Origin of the sequence: Kordiimonas sp. (assembly GCF_048260245.1) — a bacterium.
In the GTDB taxonomy this organism is placed as follows: domain Bacteria; phylum Pseudomonadota; class Alphaproteobacteria; order Sphingomonadales; family Kordiimonadaceae; genus Kordiimonas.
In genome coordinates this window covers 1-18,937 of the sequence record NZ_JBLXGZ010000030.1, presented here as the reverse complement: position 1 = coordinate 18,937, position 18,937 = coordinate 1, and the positions used below count along the sequence as shown (strand labels likewise).

Sequence of the window (18,937 nt, the reverse complement as noted above, 5' to 3'; positions counted from 1 at the left end):
CCTCAGGCGCCCGCCCTGATCTGAACAAGGAAACTATCGGTCTGACCTGAGAGGCTGTCTGCCAATGTCTCAAGTTGCTCAATAGCGGCGAGAACTGTCATTGCGCCCATCTCGGACTGACGGGCCTTTTCCTCGACCCGCTTGGCATTCTCCGCCGCTGAACGTGAACCGTCCGATGCTTTCTGGACCGACTGCGCAATGTCCCGCGTTGCGGCGTCCTGTTCCTCAACCGCTGCGGCAATCGCTGTCGCGCCGGCATTGATGTTGCGGATCACTTCATTGATGGCACTGATTGCATCCACCGCTGCATTGGTAGCTTCCTGCACCGCAGCTATACGTTCATGAATGCCATCTGCGGCTCGCGCAGATTCACCTGCAAGGTTTTTCACCTCCGTCGCCACAACCGCAAAGCCCCGCCCCACTTCACCCGCGCGAGCTGCTTCGATTGTTGCGTTCAAAGCAAGCAAATTTGTTTGCTCCGCGATTTCAGTGATAAGGGAAACGACTGACTCGATTTCCCGTGCACGTTCCGACAATATGCTGATCCGCTCAGCGACGCTTTCCGATTGAGAAACCGCATCATAGGTTAGCTGGTTGGTTTTATCCACTTGCTGGGCAATCTCGGACGTCGAGCCAGACAGCTCCGTTGCTGCGCCAGAGACTGCGTCAACGTTTGAAGAAGCATCTTCGGTTGCCCAACTGATTTTCTCCGCGCTTTGCATACCCTCCTGAGCATGCCCTTGCAGCGACGATGCCGTTGACTTCATATCCTTTGACATTGAAACTACCTCGTGCACGATCTGCTGCACGGTTAGCTCGAATTCCTGCGCAATTCCTTCTAGAATAGCGCGCTTGTCCAGCGATGCCTGTTTTTCATTTTCCGCCTGCTGGGCGCGCAAGCTTTCCGCCTCATGCCGTGCTGATTCTGCAGCAACAGCAGCCTCTTGCGCTTCCTTGGCCGCATACTCTGCCCGTGAGCCGGCTTCCCGGGCGCGCTCAGCTTCGCTCAATGCATTTTCATGTTCTTTAGCTGCCGTCTGAAAAAGGTCTCGCACCAAATTTGTTACCCAGAGCAGACCAACACTTAATACCCCAAAGGCGAGTGTTTCAAAGCCCACTTCGAGAATACTACCCTCAGTACCATATAGATAATGGGGAGCAGCCAGATTCATTACAAACAGATAGAGCATCGTGGTTCCCGACGCTACAGCAAGGGTACGCCAGCAAAAAGTAGACGACATCAAGGCGATCACTGTCGCGAAATACAAATGTACATCTTTCTGCCAAGGATGCCCGGCATATAGCGACACCAATGCCCCGACGGTCAACACCATTAGAAATGCCAACCCCATACGCCCTGCGGCTTCACCACTTGTGCGTACAACGAGGGTTGCCAGAAGCGCAAACAACGCGATTGTGCCAGCCACCCAAAGCGTATTTCCGCTATCTGCCCACCAGCCATGAACAAAGGCTGCCGGAACGTGTGCCCATAAAAAAGAAAGAAGAACCTTAACCACTTTGGTTCGAATTGTTGAAAGATTATCCATACGACCCCCAGGTACATAATTAACGGCGCAATAACATCGACAACCGCCGCGACATGCAAGCATACTGGCTTGAGATTGTCTAATAGTTAACTGCTTGACTTCACCGGTAAACCGGCCCAATTCACATAAGAATCAGGGAGCCTATTTTATGTTTGAAATTTTTTATGAAGACCTTGTCATTGGTCAAAAAGAGACGTTTGGCCATTACGAAGTCACTCGTGAAGAAGTAATTGAATTTGCCGGTAAATACGACCCACAACCGTTCCATCTTGATGAAGAAGCTGCAAAGGATTCCGTTTTTGGCGGCCTTTGCGCCAGCGGCTGGCACACATGCGCTATGATGATGCGCATGATGGTGGATCATATGAAAGAGCGCGGCCTGGCCAGCCTTGGCTCCCCTGGCATCGACGGAATCGAATGGAAACGCCCCGTTTTTCCCGGCGATATTTTGTCGGCAGAAGGGGAGACCACAGCTAAGCGGGATTCCGCATCACGGCCAAAGCTCGGGCTTGTCAAATCAACCTATCATATCAAAAACCAGCGGGGCGAAACCGTAATGATCATGCGCGGCAACGCCATGGTGGCCAAACGTCCGGCCTAAGCATCAAGTTACGCCTCTATGGATTTTCGCTTGCGCTTTGAGACAAGCCTGAGCGCAAGCAGAGCAAATAGTATCGCACCATATACAAGTGGCTCCAACTGGAAGCCTTTTCGCATCATAAAAAAGTGGATGATGGCTAACGGCGCGGCGATATAAACTAGCTTATGAAGGCGCTGCCACCGTTTGGCGCCAAGGCGCTTTATCATGCCCTTGGTGCTGGTCACCGCCAGTGGCGTCAGCATGATGAAAGCGACCATGCCAACCGTAATATACACGCGCTTCAGCACATCAGCCCACAACTCCGGCCAGTTAAACAGCATATCAAGCCAGATATAACTCAGCATATGCAAGCACACATAAAAATAGGCAAACAGCCCTAGCATGCGCCGGAATAACAATGGCTTTGACGACTTCAACAGGCGCGACAAAGGAGTGAGCGCAAGAGTTAGCAACAGCATCCTGAGCGCCCAGTCCCCCGAGAACCGGTTGGATGTCTCATTCGGGTTAAAACCTAGCGAACTAGGGTGCCCTTGGAACGCAAGCGTCCACTCATGCACCAACCACAAGGCAGGGAACAAGGCAGCGATAAAGACAACTGGCTTGACCCCAAAGCGCCAGACGCGCAACGGCACCACCATCAATAGTTTTTCCTCAGGTCCATATCTGCATAAAGATGTGCGACCTCTTCTCCGTAACCGTTAAACATCATGGTTTCACGGCGACCAAACTCTCCAATCCGTCGTTCCTGCTTCTGGCTCCAACGCGGGTGGTCCACCTCAGGGTTCACGTTGGAATAGAAGCCATATTCACTAGGGGCAGATTTTTTCCAGCTAGTCTTTGGCTGACCTTCAACAAAGTTCATCCGCACAATAGACTTGATAGACTTGAAACCATATTTCCATGGCACCACCAACCGGAGCGGAGCGCCATTCTGATTCGGCAACTCCTTGCCATATAACCCAACCGCAATGAACGTGAGATCGTTCATGGCTTCATCCATTCGCAAGCCTTCGCGGTACGGCCAGTCCAGCACATTGAAAAAACTTTTCACGCCCGGCATCTGTTTCTTGTCGGCCAAAGTTTCAAACGCCACATATTTCGCACCAGATGTGGGCCCAACCTTTTTAATAATCGAAGACAGCGGAACTCCAATCCACGGAATGACCATCGACCATGCTTCAACGCAACGCAGCCTATAGATACGCTCCTCAAGTGCAGCCATATCGATGAGGTCCTCAAAGTCATAGATGCCTGGACGTGACACATGCCCCTCAACTTTAACCGACCAAGGCTTCGGCTGAAGCCGCCATGCATTCTCCGCCGGATCAGACTTGCCGGTGCCGAACTCATAAAAATTATTATATGATGTCACAGCCTCTTCCGGGGTCCGAGGTTCAGCCGTTCCGTAGCCCGAATCCCTGAACGGGAGCGGCGCAAGAATACGGTCATTTTTGGCAAAAGCTGCATTTCCGGCGCCCATCCCCACCGAGGCGGTGACAGCTAAACTTGCTGTCCCGGCAATGAATGACCGGCGGTTCAGATAAAGCTTCTCCGGCGTCACATCATTTTCTGAGGTGTACCAGGACTTCTGAGACTTAATTATCATGCGAATACTCTCCTTGCCTTCAAGCTTAACATGGGCAATCGCAAGTTCCAGTCACGTCTGGATGTCAACTGCGTGAGCAAAATGAGAGCACCGTTATCGCGCGGATGATGTCACGGGGGGTTGCTAAATTTGATGACATGTTTGACTATTCTCGGAGTGAGCGAAAACTGCCAGCGCAGTGACGTTTTCAGGTTTCTTTATTGTGTTTTCTAAAACAGCGGCAGAATGCCTCATTCCAGTATATGATCAGGACATATAGATACCCGAAAAATTGTTGGCTCATAAAAACACGCGATAGCCAAAATGCATTGGCCTGGAAGTGGAGACAAAGTGAAGGCCCCGGCGTTGATGAAAAACGTTCTTGAAACGCTACACCACTCGAAAGCGACGCAGGAGCTTGTCCGTTTTTGGCTCAATCTGCCACGCCCGGAGGGGCATGTGTGCCCAAAACGAGCCGACTTCTCCTCAGCCCGAATCAATGGATCCTTGCCTGAAGTATTTCTAAGCGAATGGTACGGCGACGACGCCCTTGTCGTTGTGCAGGCGGGCACAGTCCTTGACCGACTTATCGGGCTGGATATGACCGGGAAAAATATTTTCGACATGACACCGCCCGAACTGGTGGCCGAGGAAAGAGCCTATTATCAGTCGCTGCGAGATCAACCATGCGCGGGCCTCATCACACGTTCCATGATCAATTTTGCAGACAAGCCTTTCGTCTATCGCACCGTGCAAATGCCCTTGCTGGATCCCTTTCATAACGTCCGCTACTTCGTCGGAACAGGCTTTGTGATTCAAGGGAAACAGATGGAAGAAGAATTCGCCGCCGTGGACTTCAAGAAAGCCAAACTCGTAGAGCGCCGCTTTTTCGATATTGGTGCAGGCATACCGGAATCGGATAAAAAGGGCGCCAACGACAACGCTGACGCCCACAGTTAGGCTGCACTGAACCGCTCGCACTTACTGCTGAAAATCGTATATACTGCCGAGCTGCAGTATACGCGTCAGCTCATCCAGCGCTGTAAAACCTTCCACCATCAGCGCGGGATCGCCAAGATCTTCCGGCATCACACGGTCTCTATAGTGTTTTTGCACCCAGGCCTGTAATGTTGCGATCAAACCCTCATCCAACACCGTTCGCGCGCCCAGCGCCGCCATGTCGTCATCCGACAATGCAATGCGCAGGCGCAAGCAGGCGGGGCCGCCACCGTTGCGCATACTTTGCCTTACATCGAGATAATCGGCGTGTGTAATAGGGCCAGCGCTCTCGACGAGGTCCTCCACACAGGCTTTGGTTGAGGCGACCTCGGCAACCTCACCTGGCAGTATGAGGGTCATGCCCTCCCGGCCCGGCACAGAGACGAGTTGGCTGTTGAACAGATACGTCTTTACCGCGTCAGCTAGCGGCACCCGCGCGCGCGGTACACGTATAAAACGCATATCAACCCCCGCCATAGTGTCCTTGATGTCGCGCTCCAACTGATCTGGGTGCAAGAAAGCATCCTCATGATAGAAAAACACATTTTGATTAGCGACAGCCACAACATCATTATGGAAGGCGCCTGCATTAATAGCCGCAGGGTTCTGGCGCACAAACAGTGCTTTTGCAGGCTTCAGGCCATGCTGACGGGCCACAGCCCGACTAGCTTCCAGCGTCTGCCTGCCCGGATAGACCAGGTCATCCGCCTTTTCAAATGCGCCGCGGCCATAAACAAACAAGGCGACACCGGCGTCGCCATAATCCGCGCAAAAGCGGTTATGGTTGGCGGCGCCTTCGTCCCCCATATGGGTGCCACCCTCAAGGGCTTCGTGATGCGCAAACCGGTCCCCTTCCGGGAAAATCGTCTTGAGCACACGCGCGGTCACGGGCCATTCGATCGACCGGTGGTACATGGCCGCCAGGTTTGCAGGCGTAAAATGGGTACGCCCGTCTGCAGTATCCGCTGACGGCGATATCGTTGCAGCATTTGCAGTCCACATGGTGGCCGATGATGTCACATTTGCTACAAGCGCGGGGCTTGCCTCCCACGCCTTCGCCAGCATCGCTGCATCGCTGCCCGTAAAGCCATGGGCCCGCAGTGCCCGCAGGCTTGGCCGGTCATGGGGCGGCAAGACCCCCTGCGTCATGCCGAGCCCCATGAGGTGCGTGGCTTTCTCGAGCCCCTGAAGCGCGCCTTCGCGCGGGTTGGCGATGTGGCCCTTGTTGCTGGCAGAAGCGACATTGCCATAAGACAGGCCTGCATAGTTGTGGGTTGGCCCGACGATGCCGTCAAAATTCACTTCGCGCCATGCCATTATTTCTCTCCTTTGAGCGTGAGGCCGACAGGCAGAGCGCCCACGGCAACCTTGCCCTCAGCCTGCTCCATCGTCGCAACACCATACGCGCAATAGTCCGCCGCATAATAGGCGCTGGGCCGGTGGTTGCCGGACAGGCCTATACCGCCAAAGGGGGCGGTGGATGCCGCCCCGGTAAGCTGTTGGTTCCAGTTTACGATACCTGCTTTTGCGCGCGGGTAGAAGGCGTCATAAAGTGCACGACTGTCAGATAAAAGCCCTGAAGCAAGGCCAAAGCGCGTATTATTCGCCTCCTTGATTGCTGCATCAAAGTCAGGCACGCGAATGAGCTGCAGGAAGGGTCCAAAGACCTCTTCGTCTGGCCTGTCCTCCACATGCGTGACATCCATCAGCCCCGGCGTGATAAAGGCATCACCGCGGCCAAGTTTTTCACATTTGCGCAGCGGTACCCCGCCTTTTGCCATCAGGCTATCCTGCGCGCGCAGCACCGCTTCAGCCGCACCAACGCTGGCAAGCGGGCCCATGAAAGCGTGTTCCGCATCATTCCAGGCGCCAACGGAAATGCCGTCCATGACCTCGGTAAGGCAGTTGACAAAAGCGTCTCCATCCGCACCCTCAGGGACAATCAGGCGGCGGGCACACGTGCAGCGCTGGCCCGAACTGATAAAGGCAGACAATACGGTAATCAGTGCTGCAGCCTGCTTGTCTTTCACCTCATGCACAATAAGCGGGTTGTTGCCGCCCATCTCCAGCGCCTGAATAACCTCAGGCCGATCAACAAGTTGTCGCGAAATCGCAAGGCCTGTGCGGGCGCTGCCGGTAAAGAGAAGCCCGTCAATGCCTTCCGCAGCCACAAGCGCCGCACCGGTTTCGCGCCCACCCTGTACAAGGTTGATCACACCCTTGGGCAAGCCTGCCTCCACCCATATTTTCACCATGAATTCGGCCACTGCCGGGGTTTGTTCGCTCGGCTTGAAGACAATCGTGTTGCCAGCGATAAGCGCGGGTACAATATGACCATTTGGCAGGTGTCCCGGAAAATTGTAGGGGCCAAACACCGCCATCACACCATGGGCGCGGTGTGTTAGCTTTGAACGGACTGCTCCGTTGACCGCTTCCTTGAAGCCGGTACGCTCCGCGTAGGCGGTAAGCGATATTTCGATTTTATTGGCCATCGCCGTGGCCTCACCGGTGGCATCCCAAAGCGTTTTGCCCGCGTCTTGGGCAATGAGCTTCGCAAGCTCGCTTTTGCGTTCGGTCAACAGTTCGGCATAACGACGGATAACCGTAATCCGGGCCTCAAATGGCGCCATGACCCAGTCGTCAAAGGCGAGGCGCGCCGCATTTACAGCACCTTCCACCTGAGCCCCGGTTGCTTCGTTGCCCGACCATATCGCCGTACCTGACGATGGATCAACCGAACGAAATTCAGCACCTAAGCCTTGTGTCCATTCACCTGCGATATAATGCGTCATGCCGAACCTCCCGTCATGTCTGTACCTTCTTTGGGAGGCTCCACCGGGCTGTAGCGCACACTATCCCCTTCCTTGAGTTCAAGCGCATCCGCTGCGCTCTTTGGCAGCCAGACACCGCTGGCTCCCTCTATCACATTGGTCAGCACGACCCGGAATGTATCAATGGACGGGTTACAGACCAGATGGGTCGGGTCCTGACGGTCGCCGTCAACAAGACCACCGATTGTGGCCTGCACACTCACACGTGCTGTCCAGAGGTCGCGCTTGTTGACCTCCAGCTCCGGTCCGCCGTCGAAAATATCGACCGCGCCGGAAAACCTAAACCCTTCCTTCTCTAAAAGATGGATCGCAGGCCTTGCCCCATCATGCGGTTTGCCAATCACGTTACGGGCAGCCTCAGGCAACAGCGCCGTGTAAATAGGAAACTTGGGCATCAGGTCCGCGATAAACTGGCTATTACCACGGCCGTTGATCTCATCTGCTTCCTTGAAACTCATGCCAAAGAAATGCCTGCCAATTGCCTCCCAGAACGGGGAGTGATGCTTCTCATCGACCCAGCCCCTTATTTCTGCAATCAGTTGATCGGAAAAACGGTTCGGATGCGCCGCAATCATCATGTAGCGCGATTTTGCCAGAAGCTTACCCAGTTTGCCGATGCGGTAGTCTGGATCAAGAAACAAAGTCGCCACTTCGGTTGCGCCAATGAAATCGTTCGACAACTGCATCAGTTCTGTATCAACACGCATCTCCGGGTCGTGGCTGACTTGTGTCAGATGCAAAAGACGGTAGCTGTAGAAGGGTTTATCAAGCCCGAGACCAACGATAAGGGCGCTGGTTCCGGCAATCTTGCCTGTGGTCAGGTCCTCGAGTATCAGCAGATAACTGTGCTGCTCACCGGAGTTTTCCGGATCATCGAACGCCTCAATGGACGCCTTAATTTTAGCTTCAAGGGTTGGTCGGTGATCAGGCAGTGTTGTCAGGCCGGTTCCCGTTTTTCGGGCAAGCGCCTGCAATCCATCAAGATCTTGCAATCGTGCTGGTCGCACCACAAACATGAGTTAATCCTCATTTTAGATCCGGGCAGCATGTGAGGGCCCCGGTTGCCTCATGGCCGCTCGGCCATGAAGGGAGTGATACGCGCGTCCTAGTCTCCTCCTGCGCGTCTCATCCCTTGGCCTTTATGACGTTGTCAAGCTGTCCGCTTGCAAAGGCCATCAGAATCAGTGCAGACAGCTTAGCTCTTTCTTTGAAGCTGTCCACGCAAACAAATTCATCCGCGCTATGAATCATTCCGCCCCTCACGCCCAGTGTGTCCACATTGGGCAAACCGGCGGCTGCAAGGTTGTTGCCTTCACAGCAACCACCCGTGGGCACATAGTCCACTTTGATGCCCAACTCAGCGCCACAATCCCGGATCGCGTCCATCAGCATGATATTAGCGTCAGACAGCGCCTTGGGCGGGCGATTGATGCCACCGTGTAGCGTCACGCTATAGCCATCCACACCGTCCCACGCTGCGACAATTTCACCGACCTTGCGCTCAAAATATGCCGCATGTTCCGGCTCCTTCAGGCGAACGTTAAACCGGCACCACGCCATATCCGGCACAACATTGGGAGCGACACCGCCTTTGATCACCGCTGGGTTTACCGTCATATCCTCTCGTTCCCCGCTAAGGGACGCTAGCGCAGTGATCATGCTGGAAAGCGCAACCACCGCATTACGACCATTGTGGAATTCCCGCCCGGCGTGGGCTGCCTTGCCGCGCACCACCAGTGTATAGTTGCCACTGCCTTTACGCGCGCCCGCAAGTGTGCCGTCTGCCAGCGCAGGTTCATACGTCAAGCCTATGTCCGCTGATTTCGCCCGGTCCGCCAGAATTTTTGCGCTGGCGAGTGAGCCGGTTTCCTCGTCGGGCGATAACAGCACCTCCCAACCCACATGCTCAGCCAGCGGTGTTTCTTCAAACGCCATTAGCGCATTGAGTATAACAAGAATACCGCCCTTCATGTCAGCGACACCAGGACCGTTCAGGGTATTGCCATCCAGCCAGACAGGTTCCTGAAACTTGTGGTCTGTTGCAAACACGGTGTCGGTGTGACCGGTCATCAAGACACGCCGGTTTGCAGTCGGACGTTTGAACAGGTGGATAGTGCGGCCATTTTTCATCGTTACCACCTCGCCCACTTCATTGACCATTTCGCCGTCTTCAAGGTCGATCAGCTCCACTTCAGGCGCCAGAACTGCGAACGCATCCAGTACCCGGCGCTCCATTTCAGCGAGACCTTTCAGGTTACGGCTACCACTATTGACCCGCGACCATTCAAGCACCGTGTCGACCATCTCGCACTGCCGCGCATCAATGTTGGAAAGTGCGGTTTGCACCGCAAGGTTTTCTTTCAGCGCAGCAATTGGTGAGGACATGAAAGCTCCCTGTCGTCATGCATGAATCCGGGTATCCATTGCCCTGAGGATTAAGGGAGCACCCCCTCCGCGTCAAGCGCTGCTAAACTTAGGGGGTATACCGCCAGAAACCTCAGAACTTCACCGCAAAGGCTGCTCGCCTCATCGCATTCGACCAAAGTTCAAGCACTTTATTGCTAATCTTTTTTCACAAAAATTCAAAAGAAACATGAGGAGGTTATCTTGACCAGTTGTCCTAAGAGAGAACCGAAAAGGTCGACGGGACGAAAAACAACAGCGAGGATGTATAAAATGAAAGCACTAATTGTAGACGGCGAAGAACTGATCCGCCTTTCCCTGAAGGAAGTCATCTCAGTATCAAGTAACTTTGGTGAGGTGATGGAGGCAGGTAGCCAGCACGAGTTTCTGGCCAAAACTGCCAGCCACGACAAACTGTCCCTGATCGTTATCCACCCAACCAGCCTTGGGGCAGACGGCACGGACTGCCTGCGCCTTGTGCAGAGGCTTTACCCTGACGCCGCAGTGGTTGCGATTATGGACCGCGAAGGGCAGAACATCGGCGATACCGGCAATATTGTCACCGTACTTCGTAACGCCAGCGTCGGCCAGATGGTAACAGCTATCCGCCGCGCGCTGAAACTGCCGCTTGACGGTTTTGGTTCCGTAGCAAACAAACCTTCCCGCCCGGACGTTCGCGGCGCGCTGAAGCATGAATTTGAACGCTTCAGCGAAAACACAGCGTCCAGTCGCCCGGCGATTGAAGGCGTTGATCTCGGTCGTCTGTCATATCGCCAGAAACAAATTCTCGCGATGGCAGCCGACGGCCTTCCCAACAAAGAGATCGCAGCAAGGCTTTCAATTGCCGAAGGCACTGTGAAGGCGCATATGCACGCCATCTTCAAGGTGCTGGGTGTTTCAAACCGCACGCAAGCGGTTATCCGCTATGGCGCGGTGGGAAACGCAAGCCAAAAGCCCGGCGCGCACAGTGATTGGGCATATGCTGCCGCGAGCTAAGGGATATCAAGTTTCGAGTAGAAAAAGGGCTGCCTCCGGCAGCCCTTTTTCTGTGTGTGGGTTCGTCTTAAAGCTTACCCGCCAGATGCTTGAGTACACCGGAAAAATCGACACCGCCGTGGCCAGCATTGTCCATCGCCGTATAAATCTCTGCCGCTTTTTCCCCCATGGGAGTATTCGCGCCAGATGACTGCACGGCCTGCATGGCAAGGCGCAAATCTTTGAGCATCAGGGCCGTTGCAAAACCTGGTTTATAGTCATTGTTGGCGGGCGATGTCGCGACAGGACCGGGAACGGGGCAATAGGAGGTCAGCGACCAGCACTGGCCGGACGCATTAGACGCCACGTCAAAAAACACCTGATCATCCAATCCCAGCGCGCGACCAAGGTTAAAGGCTTCCGACACACCAATCATTGAGATCGCCAGCAGCATATTGTTACACACTTTGGCCGCCTGACCATTGCCGGACTGGCCACAATGCACAATTTTGCCTGCCATGGGTTCGAGCACCGGTGTGGCGCGTTCAAAGGCTTCTGCTGTACCGCCCACCATAAAGGCAAGAGTGCCCGCGGCGGCACCACCCACACCACCAGAGACTGGCGCATCGACCATTTCAAAGCCTTTTTCCGCTGCGGCGGTCGCAACTGCCCGCGCAGTGTCCACATCGATGGTGGAACTGTCGATCAGCAATGCACCTTTCTTGGCATTGGCAAACACGCCGTCATCGCCTTCATAAACGCCCTTAACAATAGCGCCGGATGGCAGCATGGTTATCACCACGTCCGCTTCCCTCACCGCGTCGCCAACATCGGTGAAAGGCTTGCCGCTGGCTTCCGAGAATGCCGCGAGCGCGCCCGCCGACAGATCGAAGCCAAAAACGCGGTAGCCGGCGCCCAGCAGGTTTTTGGCCATGGGCAAGCCCATATTGCCAAGACCAATGAATGCGATTGTTTGCGGCATGATAGTCTTCCCTCTCGAATAAAAACTCAGATATTCAGCTCTTGCGAACCAAGATTTTCAAAATAGGCTTCGATGTCCCTGTCCGACACGGTGTCCAACCTGGCCGGTTTCCAGACAGGCGCATTGTCCTTGTCTATAAGAATGGCCCGGACGCCCTCATAGAAGTCGTTGCCTCGCATCACATGGTTCACCATGCGGTATTCCATGCGCATATTGTCGCGGAAGTTGTCATGTGCTTCACCGCGCTTGAGCTGTGCATAGGTCAGTTTGAGGCTGGTGGGTGACTTACTCATCAGTATCTTGAACTGTTTTGCCGACCACTCGTCCGGGTTATTAGCCAAGGTTTCCAGAATTTCCTCAACGGAAATACCCGCGAAAGCCGCGTCAATGTCGTCCATCACTTCGGCAAGTGGTGCAGGGGCGGGATCATTGTGGAACCCGTCAAGTATCGCACGCACGTCATCAAGGTCCTTGATGTCTGCGTTCGCAAGGGCCGCAATCACATCGCCCATTTTGTCCGACGCCACAACATGGCTGGCGATACCAAGCGCATAAAGGTCCGGAGCCTTGATGCGCGCGCCGGTGAGCGCAAGATACATGCCCGTCTCGCCCGGCAACCTCGGCAGAAACCAGCCGCCACCCACATCAGGGAACAAGCCAAGCCCGGTTTCCGGCATGGCGAACATGGTTTTCTCGGTTGCAACCCATAGGTCACCGGGAATTGAAACCCCCACACCGCCCCCCATGGCGATACCGTCCACAAGGCTGATGTACGGCTTCGGGAATTCAGCAATGGCGATGTTCATGAGATATTCGTCATGGAAGAAATCACGCCACTCGCTAGTGCCTGCCTTGTAGGACTGGGTGACCTTCACCACATCCCCGCCGGCGCAGAAGGCCTTTTCGCCCGCGCCCACAACCACGACAGCCTGCACCGAAGGCGATATCGCCCATTCGTCAAGCTGACGCTTCACCTCAACGCACATCCCGTGGGTGAGGCTATTGAGTGCCTTCGGGCGGTTAAGCGTAATCAGGCCAATAGTGCCGCGAGTTTCAAACAATACTTCAGCGTCGGTCATATAATCAGTCCTTCAACAGCGCGCGGGAGATTACCACGCGCATGATCTCGTTTGTGCCCTCAAGTATCTGGTGCACCCGAAGGTCGCGCAGGATACGCTCAATGGGATAATCCTGCAGGTAGCCATACCCGCCATGTAGCTGGAGCGCGGCATTGGTAACGTCAAAGCCGGTGTCGGTGACAAAACGCTTGGCCATGGCGGCAGCGCTTGCGGCATCTGGTGTTTTGTTGCTCACTTTCTGCGCAGCGGCATACAGCAACAGGCGAGCTGCCTCAAGCTCCGTTGCCATATCTGCGAGACGAAACTGGGTAGCCTGAAAATCTGCAATCGCCTTGCCAAACTGTTTGCGGTCTTTGGTATATGTTACGGCTTCATTCAGCGCGCGCTGAGCCCCCCCAAGTGAGCAAGCCGCAATGTTCAACCTACCGCCATCAAGGCCCTGCATCGCGATTTTGAAACCCTGCCCTTCTTCGCCTATGAGGTTCGCAGCCGGAATGCGGCAGTCGTCGAACATGACGGCAGCCGTGGGTTGGCTGTGCCAGCCCATTTTTTTCTCCTGCGCGCCAAATGACAGTCCTGGCGTGTCTTTCTCAACAATGAAACAGCTGATACCCTTGGCACCATCATCAGACGTGCGCGCCATCACGATATAAACGTCGCTTTCACCACCACCCGAGATAAAGGCCTTTGAGCCATTGAGCACATAGTCGTCGCCGTTTTTCACAGCTTTGGTCTTGAGTCCCGCAGCATCTGAGCCGGCCCCAGGTTCGGTCAGGCAATAGCTTGCCATCTTTTCAAGTGTTGCCAACTCACCCACAAAACGAGCGCGTTGCTCATCATTGCCGAAACAATCGATCATCCATGTCGCCATATTGTGGATAGAGATCATGGCCGCTGTGGACGGACACCCCATGGAAAGCTGCTCAAAGATCAACACACTTTCCACTCGACTGAGGCCACAGCCCCCGGCCTCTTCCGACACGTAGATACTGCCAAAACCGAGTTCACCCGCGGCACGCGCGACATCACGTGGCCAGACTTTATCTTCATCCCATACATGCGCGTCTGGCGTGATCATGTCTGCCGTGAAAGAACGCGCCATATCCTGAATGGCACGTTGGTCTTCATTGAGTGAAAAGTCCAAGACGGTCCCCTTGCGTAATCATAACTTCCAAAACCGCCACCCCAGTTGGCGGATGTGGCGGGCCACAGCTGCGACCCGCCATACATTTTTCTCTAGTCGAGCTTGTTGCCGTTCTGGTCCCAAACCTCGACCTCGCCGAGGTTGAGAGACCGGATACCGTCCTCGATCTGGTCACGGTCACCGACCACAAGCCAAAGCACCCTGCCCGGCATGATATGAGCGTTCGCTTCAGCCTTGATGGCGTCGATATTCAGCCCCTGGTACTTCGCCTTCAGACTTGGCACATAACCGTTTGACCGGCCAAATCGCTGGTTGGACAACAGACTGCCTAGCACAGAACCCGAGGTCTCAAACTGCCCGGGCAGGCTGTTGGTCTGGTTTTTCACCATACGGCTCAGCTCTTCTTGCGTTGCCGGACGCGCGCCAAGATAGTCGCTGAACTCTTTACCGAGTTCCGCGAGCGACTCTTTGGTCTTGTCGGTCTGCACAGGGGCATAGACAAGCCACATGCGCTGGCCGCGCGCATCGGTCGTGAAGGTATAGGCACCATACGCCCAGCCTTTGTCCTCGCGCAGGTTCATGTTTACCCGCGCGGTGAACTCACCACCCAAAATGCTGTTGGCCATTTCCTGTGTCAGATAGCCTTCGTCTCCCGTAGACGGGAACAGGTGTCCGCCAAGAATAAGCGACTGCGGCGAGCCCGGCTTGTGCATGATAATCACCCGGCCTTTTTCAGGCAGCGCAACCTCGGCAATGTTCTTCTCAGGCATCACGGTTTCTGGCGCAGTCCAGTTGCCAAACGCCTTGTTGAGTGCGGGGATCGCCTCCTCCATGGTGATATCACCCACCACAAAGACCGTGGCGTTATCGGGCCTGATCCAGTCCGTGTGGAACTTCACAAGGTCATCTCGGGTCAGCCCTTCGATTGCGTTTTCTGTCCCCGAGCCGGTGTAAGGGATACCGTAGGCGTGGCCGTCGCCATATAGCAGTGGCGGCAGCGTGCGCAGTGCAAGCTGCACAGGCTGCGACTTCTCCTGCGCAATGGTCGCGATCCAGCGCTGCCGCAGGCGGTCCATCTCTTCCTGATCAAAGGCAGGGTTGCGCACAATGTCAGCAAAGAGAGCCAGGGATTCCGACAGCTTGGGCTTGAGCGCAGACAAAGTCGCCGTGCTCATATCCAGATTAGACCCGGTTGAAATATTGGCACCCAACTTCTCGGACTCGGCGGAAATTTCCAGCGCCGAACGATTTTTGGTGCCTTCATCCATCATATTGAGAGCAAAACTGGAAGTGCCCAGCGGGCGGCCGATGTCCGCAGCGTAACCTGCGTCAAACTGCAACGCCACATTAACTACCGGCACGGTTGAGCGCGTGGCAAGTACCACCTTCATCCCATTTTCAAGTTCGCCTTCCTCAATAGCCGGGAACGTAAGGTCAGGCATTTCACCTACGGTAGGGATACCGGTGGAACGGTCTATGCTTGACGTCACCGTTTCATACTTGGGATAGGGGCGTACCGTCAGCTGGTAATAGCCCTGCCCCAGCCATTTGCTGGATGCAGCCTTAACGGCGTCAGCCGACGCTGAGTTCAATTCTTCGATCTGGCGGCCATAATGGCCGGGATCACCGGCATATAGCTCAGACCGCGCAAGCGCCGTGGCCTTGCCGCCAAAGCCGCCGATTTGCTCAAGACCGCGCACCTGGCTTGCCATAATGCTGGCTTTGGCACGGGAAAGTTCCTCGCCGGTTGGACCATTTTCGAGATAATCTGCCATCACCTCGTTAATCAGCCGCTCTGCTTCCTTCTCGTCCGCATCCGGTTTGAGGGTCACGTCAATTTCGAACATGGATGCAAGTTCAAACGGCTGCATGGACACATTCACATTCACCGCAAGCTGGTTTTTGTAGACAAGCGCCTGATACAGGCGGGAGTTCTTACCGCCACCCAGAACCTCAGCCGCGAGGAACATCATCGGCGCATCATCTGACGTGCGGGGCGCAACCGCCCAGTCCCGGTAAATACGACGCTGTGGAGCGCTTTGATCAACCATTTCTTCAATGGTGTTGTTGGTGCGGGTTGGTACCCACGCCTTATGCTGCTTGAGCGCTGGCCCGGCCTCAATGTCACCGAAGTATTTTTCCATCAGTGGCTTAGCTGTTTCGGCATCTATGTCGCCCGCGAGCACAATAACCGTGTTGGCCGCACCGTAATATTCCTTGAACCAGCCTTTCACGTCATCAAGCGAGGCGGCATCAAGATCCTCCATCGAGCCAATGGTGGAATGACGGTAAGGATGCCCAACAGGGAACAGGCCTTCAAGCTGGCGGTATTCCACAAGGCCGTATGGTTGGTTGTCGCCCTGACGTTTCTCATTTTGCACAACACCGCGCTGCTCATCCAGCTTTTCCTGTGTGACAGCACCCAAGAGATGCCCCATGCGGTCCGATTCCATCCACAGCGCCATATCAAGGGCTGGTGTCGGCACGTTCTGGAAATAATTGGTGCGGTCAAACCAAGTGGTGCCGTTCATGTTTGTGGAGCCGACTTCCTCGAACGGTTTGAAATATTCGTCGTTATAATTCTCAGACCCGTTGAACATCAGGTGTTCAAACAGGTGGGCGAAGCCGGTTTTGCCCTCGGGCTCATCCTTTGAGCCCACATGATACCAAACGCTGACGGCAACAATCGGTGCCTTGCGGTCTTCGTGCACCACCACACGCAGACCATTGCTCAATGTAAATTTCTCGTACGGAATATTCACTTCCATATCGAGGCCCGGGGCCTCGACCATTTTTTGTGCGTCTGCTTTATTGGTCGCCGACTGTTCCGGCTGACAAGCCACGAGCGCTGTCGCAGCGACAGCACCTAGGAACAAATGTTTGATCTTCATGAGAATCATCTCCCCGCGTCATAAAGGGTGGACGCAAACTGCCCACCACAAAAATCGTCGCAAAGGCGCTGAATACTTGAGACTATTCTTATCGTGCCCCCGCAACGGATGAACCCGGAAAGCATGTGCCTTCCGGGCTCTGTAATTTAACCGTTGAGCGTGGGAATTACAAATTCTGCGCCTGAGCGGATACCCGTAGGCCAGCGCGAAGTGACAGTTTTGGTTTTGGTGTAGAAACGCACACCTTCCATACCGTGCTGGTTGATGTCGCCAAAGGCTGAATTTTTCCAGCCACCAAAGGTGTGGAACGCAAGCGGCACAGGGATTGGAACGTTTACACCAACCATGCCCACTTCAACCCGGTTCACATATTCACGCGCGGTATCGCCGTCACGGGTATAAATTGATGTGCCGTTGCCAAACTCATGGATCGAAGGCAGGCTCGCGGCTTCGTCAAAGCTTTCGGTGCGCAGGATTTGCAATGTCGGACCGAAAATCTCTTCCTTGTAGGTGCGCATCTCTGGTTTGACGTGATCAAACAAAGAACCGCCCATATAGTAGCCATTCTCATAGCCCTGCATATTATATTGGAAATCGCGTCCATCAACGACGACATCCGCGCCTTCCTGCTCAGCCAGATCAAGATACCCACGAACCTTTTTCATATGGTCGGCAGTAACCAGGGGCCCCATTTCGGCAAGCGGGTCCATAGAATGACCAACCTTAAGCGCTTCTACCCGAGGCTTCAGCATTTCAACCATCTTGTCGGCGACAGCCTGGCCAACCGGTACAGCCACTGAAATCGCCATGCAGCGCTCACCAGCAGAGCCATAGGCCGCACCCATGAGAGCATCTGTGACCTGCTCCAGGTCAGCATCCGGCATAACGATCATATGGTTCTTGGCACCGCCCATGGCCTGACAGCGTTTACCGTGCGCTGTGGCCGTGGCGTAGACATATTGCGCAATAGGGGTGGAGCCCACAAAAGACACAGCCTTCACACGCGGGTCCGTACAAACCGTATCTACTGCTTCCTTGTCACCGTTGACCACATTGAACACACCGTCTGGAAGCCCGGCTTCTTTCCAGCAATCGGCCAGCATCAGCGGCACAGTTGGGTCTTTCTCCGACGGCTTCAGAATGTAGGTGTTACCACAGGCAATCGCCATGCAGCTCATCCACAGCGGGATCATTGCCGGGAAGTTAAAAGGGGTGATTCCAGCCACAACACCTAGTGGTTTGCGCATCGAATACATATCGATACCGGTGGAGACATTATCAGAAAACTCACCTTTGATAAGGTGCGGGATTCCTTGGGCGAACTCCGCCACTTCCAGACCACGCTGCACATCACCTTGCGCATCTGAGAATACTTTGCCGTGCTCCGCCGACAAAGCTTCAGCCAGCTTGTCTTTTTCGCGGTAAAGGATATGCACGAGGTTTTGTAGTACGCGAGCGCGCTTCACCACAGATGTGTTAGCCCATTCAGGGAAGGCGGCTTCAGCTGTTGCGATCGCGGCTTCCACTTCACCCTTGTTCGCAAGCGCAACCTTGCCAGCCTCTTCACCCGTGGACGGGTTGAAGATTGGCCCAAAACGGCCACTGGTGCCTTCGACTGCCTTACCGCCAATGTAATGATGACGTTCGTACATAGAAAATCCTCCAAATATAAATTCAAGCACCCAGCAACCTTGGTGCTCATCTGCTGCACTCCACCCAAATTCGAGCGCAGCATAGTTCATGCAAAATTGCAGGTCACTAAGAAGTTTTGCACTATCTTATGTGCATTTATGCAGAAAATTAAACAATCAGGCTTCGCACCGATTCAAAGGGATATGTGAGCTGGCAGTTCAGAGTTCACAATTAGTTATATAACTAAAGGTTATCTGTCGCGGCTTCG

15 protein-coding genes are annotated in these 18,937 nt (G+C 54.6%); 3 read left to right on the top strand and 12 right to left on the bottom strand.

Features of this window, described 5'->3' with window-relative positions; genetic code table 11:
• Positions 1 to 2: 2 nt before the first annotated feature.
• Entirely contained in the window at positions 3 to 1,547 is a 1,545-nt protein-coding gene (locus ACN0VM_RS13865; protein ID WP_417451486.1) for a methyl-accepting chemotaxis protein, read from the bottom strand.
• A gap of 148 nt (positions 1,548 to 1,695) precedes the next feature.
• Between ACN0VM_RS13865 and ACN0VM_RS13860 the strand changes: the two genes are divergently transcribed.
• Positions 1,696 to 2,148: a MaoC family dehydratase gene (locus tag ACN0VM_RS13860; RefSeq protein ID WP_417451485.1), complete on the top strand. Its 453-nt coding sequence runs from the start codon at positions 1,696 to 1,698 to the stop codon at positions 2,146 to 2,148.
• Positions 2,149 to 2,156: 8 nt separating this feature from the next.
• On the opposite strand, the gene ACN0VM_RS13855 is transcribed toward ACN0VM_RS13860, so the two are convergent.
• Positions 2,157 to 2,786 carry a sulfite oxidase heme-binding subunit YedZ gene (locus tag ACN0VM_RS13855; protein ID WP_417451484.1) on the bottom strand — a complete coding sequence of 210 codons (630 nt, stop codon included), beginning with the start codon at positions 2,784 to 2,786 and terminating at the stop codon, positions 2,157 to 2,159.
• Positions 2,786 to 3,754, bottom strand: coding sequence for a protein-methionine-sulfoxide reductase catalytic subunit MsrP (gene msrP / locus ACN0VM_RS13850; protein ID WP_417451483.1), 969 nt, complete (start codon positions 3,752 to 3,754; stop codon positions 2,786 to 2,788). The genes ACN0VM_RS13855 and msrP overlap by 1 nt, the downstream gene beginning before the upstream one ends.
• 348 nt (positions 3,755 to 4,102) lie before the next feature.
• Between msrP and ACN0VM_RS13845 the strand changes: the two genes are divergently transcribed.
• The gene (locus ACN0VM_RS13845) at positions 4,103 to 4,693 is read left to right on the top strand and encodes a PAS domain-containing protein (RefSeq protein ID WP_417451482.1); all 591 of its coding nucleotides are present in this window, start codon (positions 4,103 to 4,105) and stop codon (positions 4,691 to 4,693) included.
• A 21-nt stretch (positions 4,694 to 4,714) separates the two neighbouring features.
• Here ACN0VM_RS13845 and astB read toward each other — a convergent pair whose 3' ends face one another.
• The 4 genes from astB to ACN0VM_RS13825 all read right to left on the bottom strand — a co-directional run bounded on the left by astB (position 4,715) and on the right by ACN0VM_RS13825 (position 9,948).
• Positions 4,715 to 6,049, bottom strand: a complete 1,335-nt coding sequence (astB, locus tag ACN0VM_RS13840) for an N-succinylarginine dihydrolase (protein WP_417451481.1) — start codon at positions 6,047 to 6,049, stop codon at positions 4,715 to 4,717.
• Complete coding sequence (gene astD / locus ACN0VM_RS13835) at positions 6,049 to 7,524, bottom strand: succinylglutamate-semialdehyde dehydrogenase (protein ID WP_417451480.1); 1,476 nt, start codon at positions 7,522 to 7,524, stop codon at positions 6,049 to 6,051. Before astD ends, astB begins: the two co-directional genes overlap by 1 nt.
• Positions 7,521 to 8,579, bottom strand: a complete 1,059-nt coding sequence (locus tag ACN0VM_RS13830) for an arginine N-succinyltransferase (protein ID WP_417451479.1) — start codon at positions 8,577 to 8,579, stop codon at positions 7,521 to 7,523. The genes astD and ACN0VM_RS13830 overlap by 4 nt, the downstream gene beginning before the upstream one ends.
• A gap of 109 nt (positions 8,580 to 8,688) precedes the next feature.
• Positions 8,689 to 9,948: a hydrolase gene (locus tag ACN0VM_RS13825; RefSeq protein WP_417451478.1), complete on the bottom strand. Its 1,260-nt coding sequence runs from the start codon at positions 9,946 to 9,948 to the stop codon at positions 8,689 to 8,691.
• Between the two features lie 291 nt (positions 9,949 to 10,239).
• On the opposite strand from ACN0VM_RS13825, the gene ACN0VM_RS13820 reads away from it, so the two are divergent.
• Positions 10,240 to 10,962: a LuxR C-terminal-related transcriptional regulator gene (locus tag ACN0VM_RS13820; RefSeq protein ID WP_417451477.1), complete on the top strand. Its 723-nt coding sequence runs from the start codon at positions 10,240 to 10,242 to the stop codon at positions 10,960 to 10,962.
• A gap of 67 nt (positions 10,963 to 11,029) precedes the next feature.
• Here the strand turns inward: ACN0VM_RS13820 and mmsB are convergent, their stop codons facing one another.
• The 5 genes from mmsB to ACN0VM_RS13795 all read right to left on the bottom strand — a co-directional run bounded on the left by mmsB (position 11,030) and on the right by ACN0VM_RS13795 (position 18,689).
• Entirely contained in the window at positions 11,030 to 11,953 is a 924-nt protein-coding gene (mmsB, locus tag ACN0VM_RS13815; protein WP_417451514.1) for a 3-hydroxyisobutyrate dehydrogenase, read from the bottom strand.
• The gene (locus ACN0VM_RS13810) at positions 11,950 to 13,002 is read right to left on the bottom strand and encodes an enoyl-CoA hydratase/isomerase family protein (protein ID WP_417451476.1); all 1,053 of its coding nucleotides are present in this window, start codon (positions 13,000 to 13,002) and stop codon (positions 11,950 to 11,952) included. Before ACN0VM_RS13810 ends, mmsB begins: the two co-directional genes overlap by 4 nt.
• A 4-nt stretch (positions 13,003 to 13,006) precedes the next feature.
• The gene (locus tag ACN0VM_RS13805; RefSeq protein WP_417451475.1) at positions 13,007 to 14,146 is read right to left on the bottom strand and encodes an acyl-CoA dehydrogenase family protein; all 1,140 of its coding nucleotides are present in this window, start codon (positions 14,144 to 14,146) and stop codon (positions 13,007 to 13,009) included.
• Between the two features lie 92 nt (positions 14,147 to 14,238).
• Complete coding sequence (locus tag ACN0VM_RS13800; protein ID WP_417451474.1) at positions 14,239 to 17,046, bottom strand: M16 family metallopeptidase; 2,808 nt, start codon at positions 17,044 to 17,046, stop codon at positions 14,239 to 14,241.
• Positions 17,047 to 17,183: 137 nt separating this feature from the next.
• Positions 17,184 to 18,689 carry a CoA-acylating methylmalonate-semialdehyde dehydrogenase gene (locus ACN0VM_RS13795; protein ID WP_417451473.1) on the bottom strand — a complete coding sequence of 502 codons (1,506 nt, stop codon included), beginning with the start codon at positions 18,687 to 18,689 and terminating at the stop codon, positions 17,184 to 17,186.
• Positions 18,690 to 18,937 lie beyond the last annotated feature (248 nt).

What these genes read in the sequence shown, in the direction of transcription:
- msrP (WP_417451483.1), bottom strand. Translation starts at nt 3,754, where the DNA reads ATGATAATTAAGTCTCAGAAGTCCTGGTACACCTCAGAAAATGATGTG.
- ACN0VM_RS13810 (WP_417451476.1), bottom strand. Translation starts at nt 13,002, where the DNA reads ATGACCGACGCTGAAGTATTGTTTGAAACTCGCGGCACTATTGGCCTG.
- ACN0VM_RS13860 (WP_417451485.1), top strand. Translation starts at nt 1,696, where the DNA reads ATGTTTGAAATTTTTTATGAAGACCTTGTCATTGGTCAAAAAGAGACG.
- ACN0VM_RS13830 (WP_417451479.1), bottom strand. Translation starts at nt 8,579, where the DNA reads ATGTTTGTGGTGCGACCAGCACGATTGCAAGATCTTGATGGATTGCAG.
- ACN0VM_RS13865 (WP_417451486.1), bottom strand. Translation starts at nt 1,547, where the DNA reads ATGGATAATCTTTCAACAATTCGAACCAAAGTGGTTAAGGTTCTTCTT.
- ACN0VM_RS13825 (WP_417451478.1), bottom strand. Translation starts at nt 9,948, where the DNA reads ATGTCCTCACCAATTGCTGCGCTGAAAGAAAACCTTGCGGTGCAAACC.
- ACN0VM_RS13845 (WP_417451482.1), top strand. Translation starts at nt 4,103, where the DNA reads ATGAAAAACGTTCTTGAAACGCTACACCACTCGAAAGCGACGCAGGAG.
- astD (WP_417451480.1), bottom strand. Translation starts at nt 7,524, where the DNA reads ATGACGCATTATATCGCAGGTGAATGGACACAAGGCTTAGGTGCTGAA.
- ACN0VM_RS13795 (WP_417451473.1), bottom strand. Translation starts at nt 18,689, where the DNA reads ATGTACGAACGTCATCATTACATTGGCGGTAAGGCAGTCGAAGGCACC.
- ACN0VM_RS13800 (WP_417451474.1), bottom strand. Translation starts at nt 17,046, where the DNA reads ATGATTCTCATGAAGATCAAACATTTGTTCCTAGGTGCTGTCGCTGCG.
- astB (WP_417451481.1), bottom strand. Translation starts at nt 6,049, where the DNA reads ATGGCATGGCGCGAAGTGAATTTTGACGGCATCGTCGGGCCAACCCAC.
- ACN0VM_RS13855 (WP_417451484.1), bottom strand. Translation starts at nt 2,786, where the DNA reads ATGGTGGTGCCGTTGCGCGTCTGGCGCTTTGGGGTCAAGCCAGTTGTC.
- ACN0VM_RS13820 (WP_417451477.1), top strand. Translation starts at nt 10,240, where the DNA reads ATGAAAGCACTAATTGTAGACGGCGAAGAACTGATCCGCCTTTCCCTG.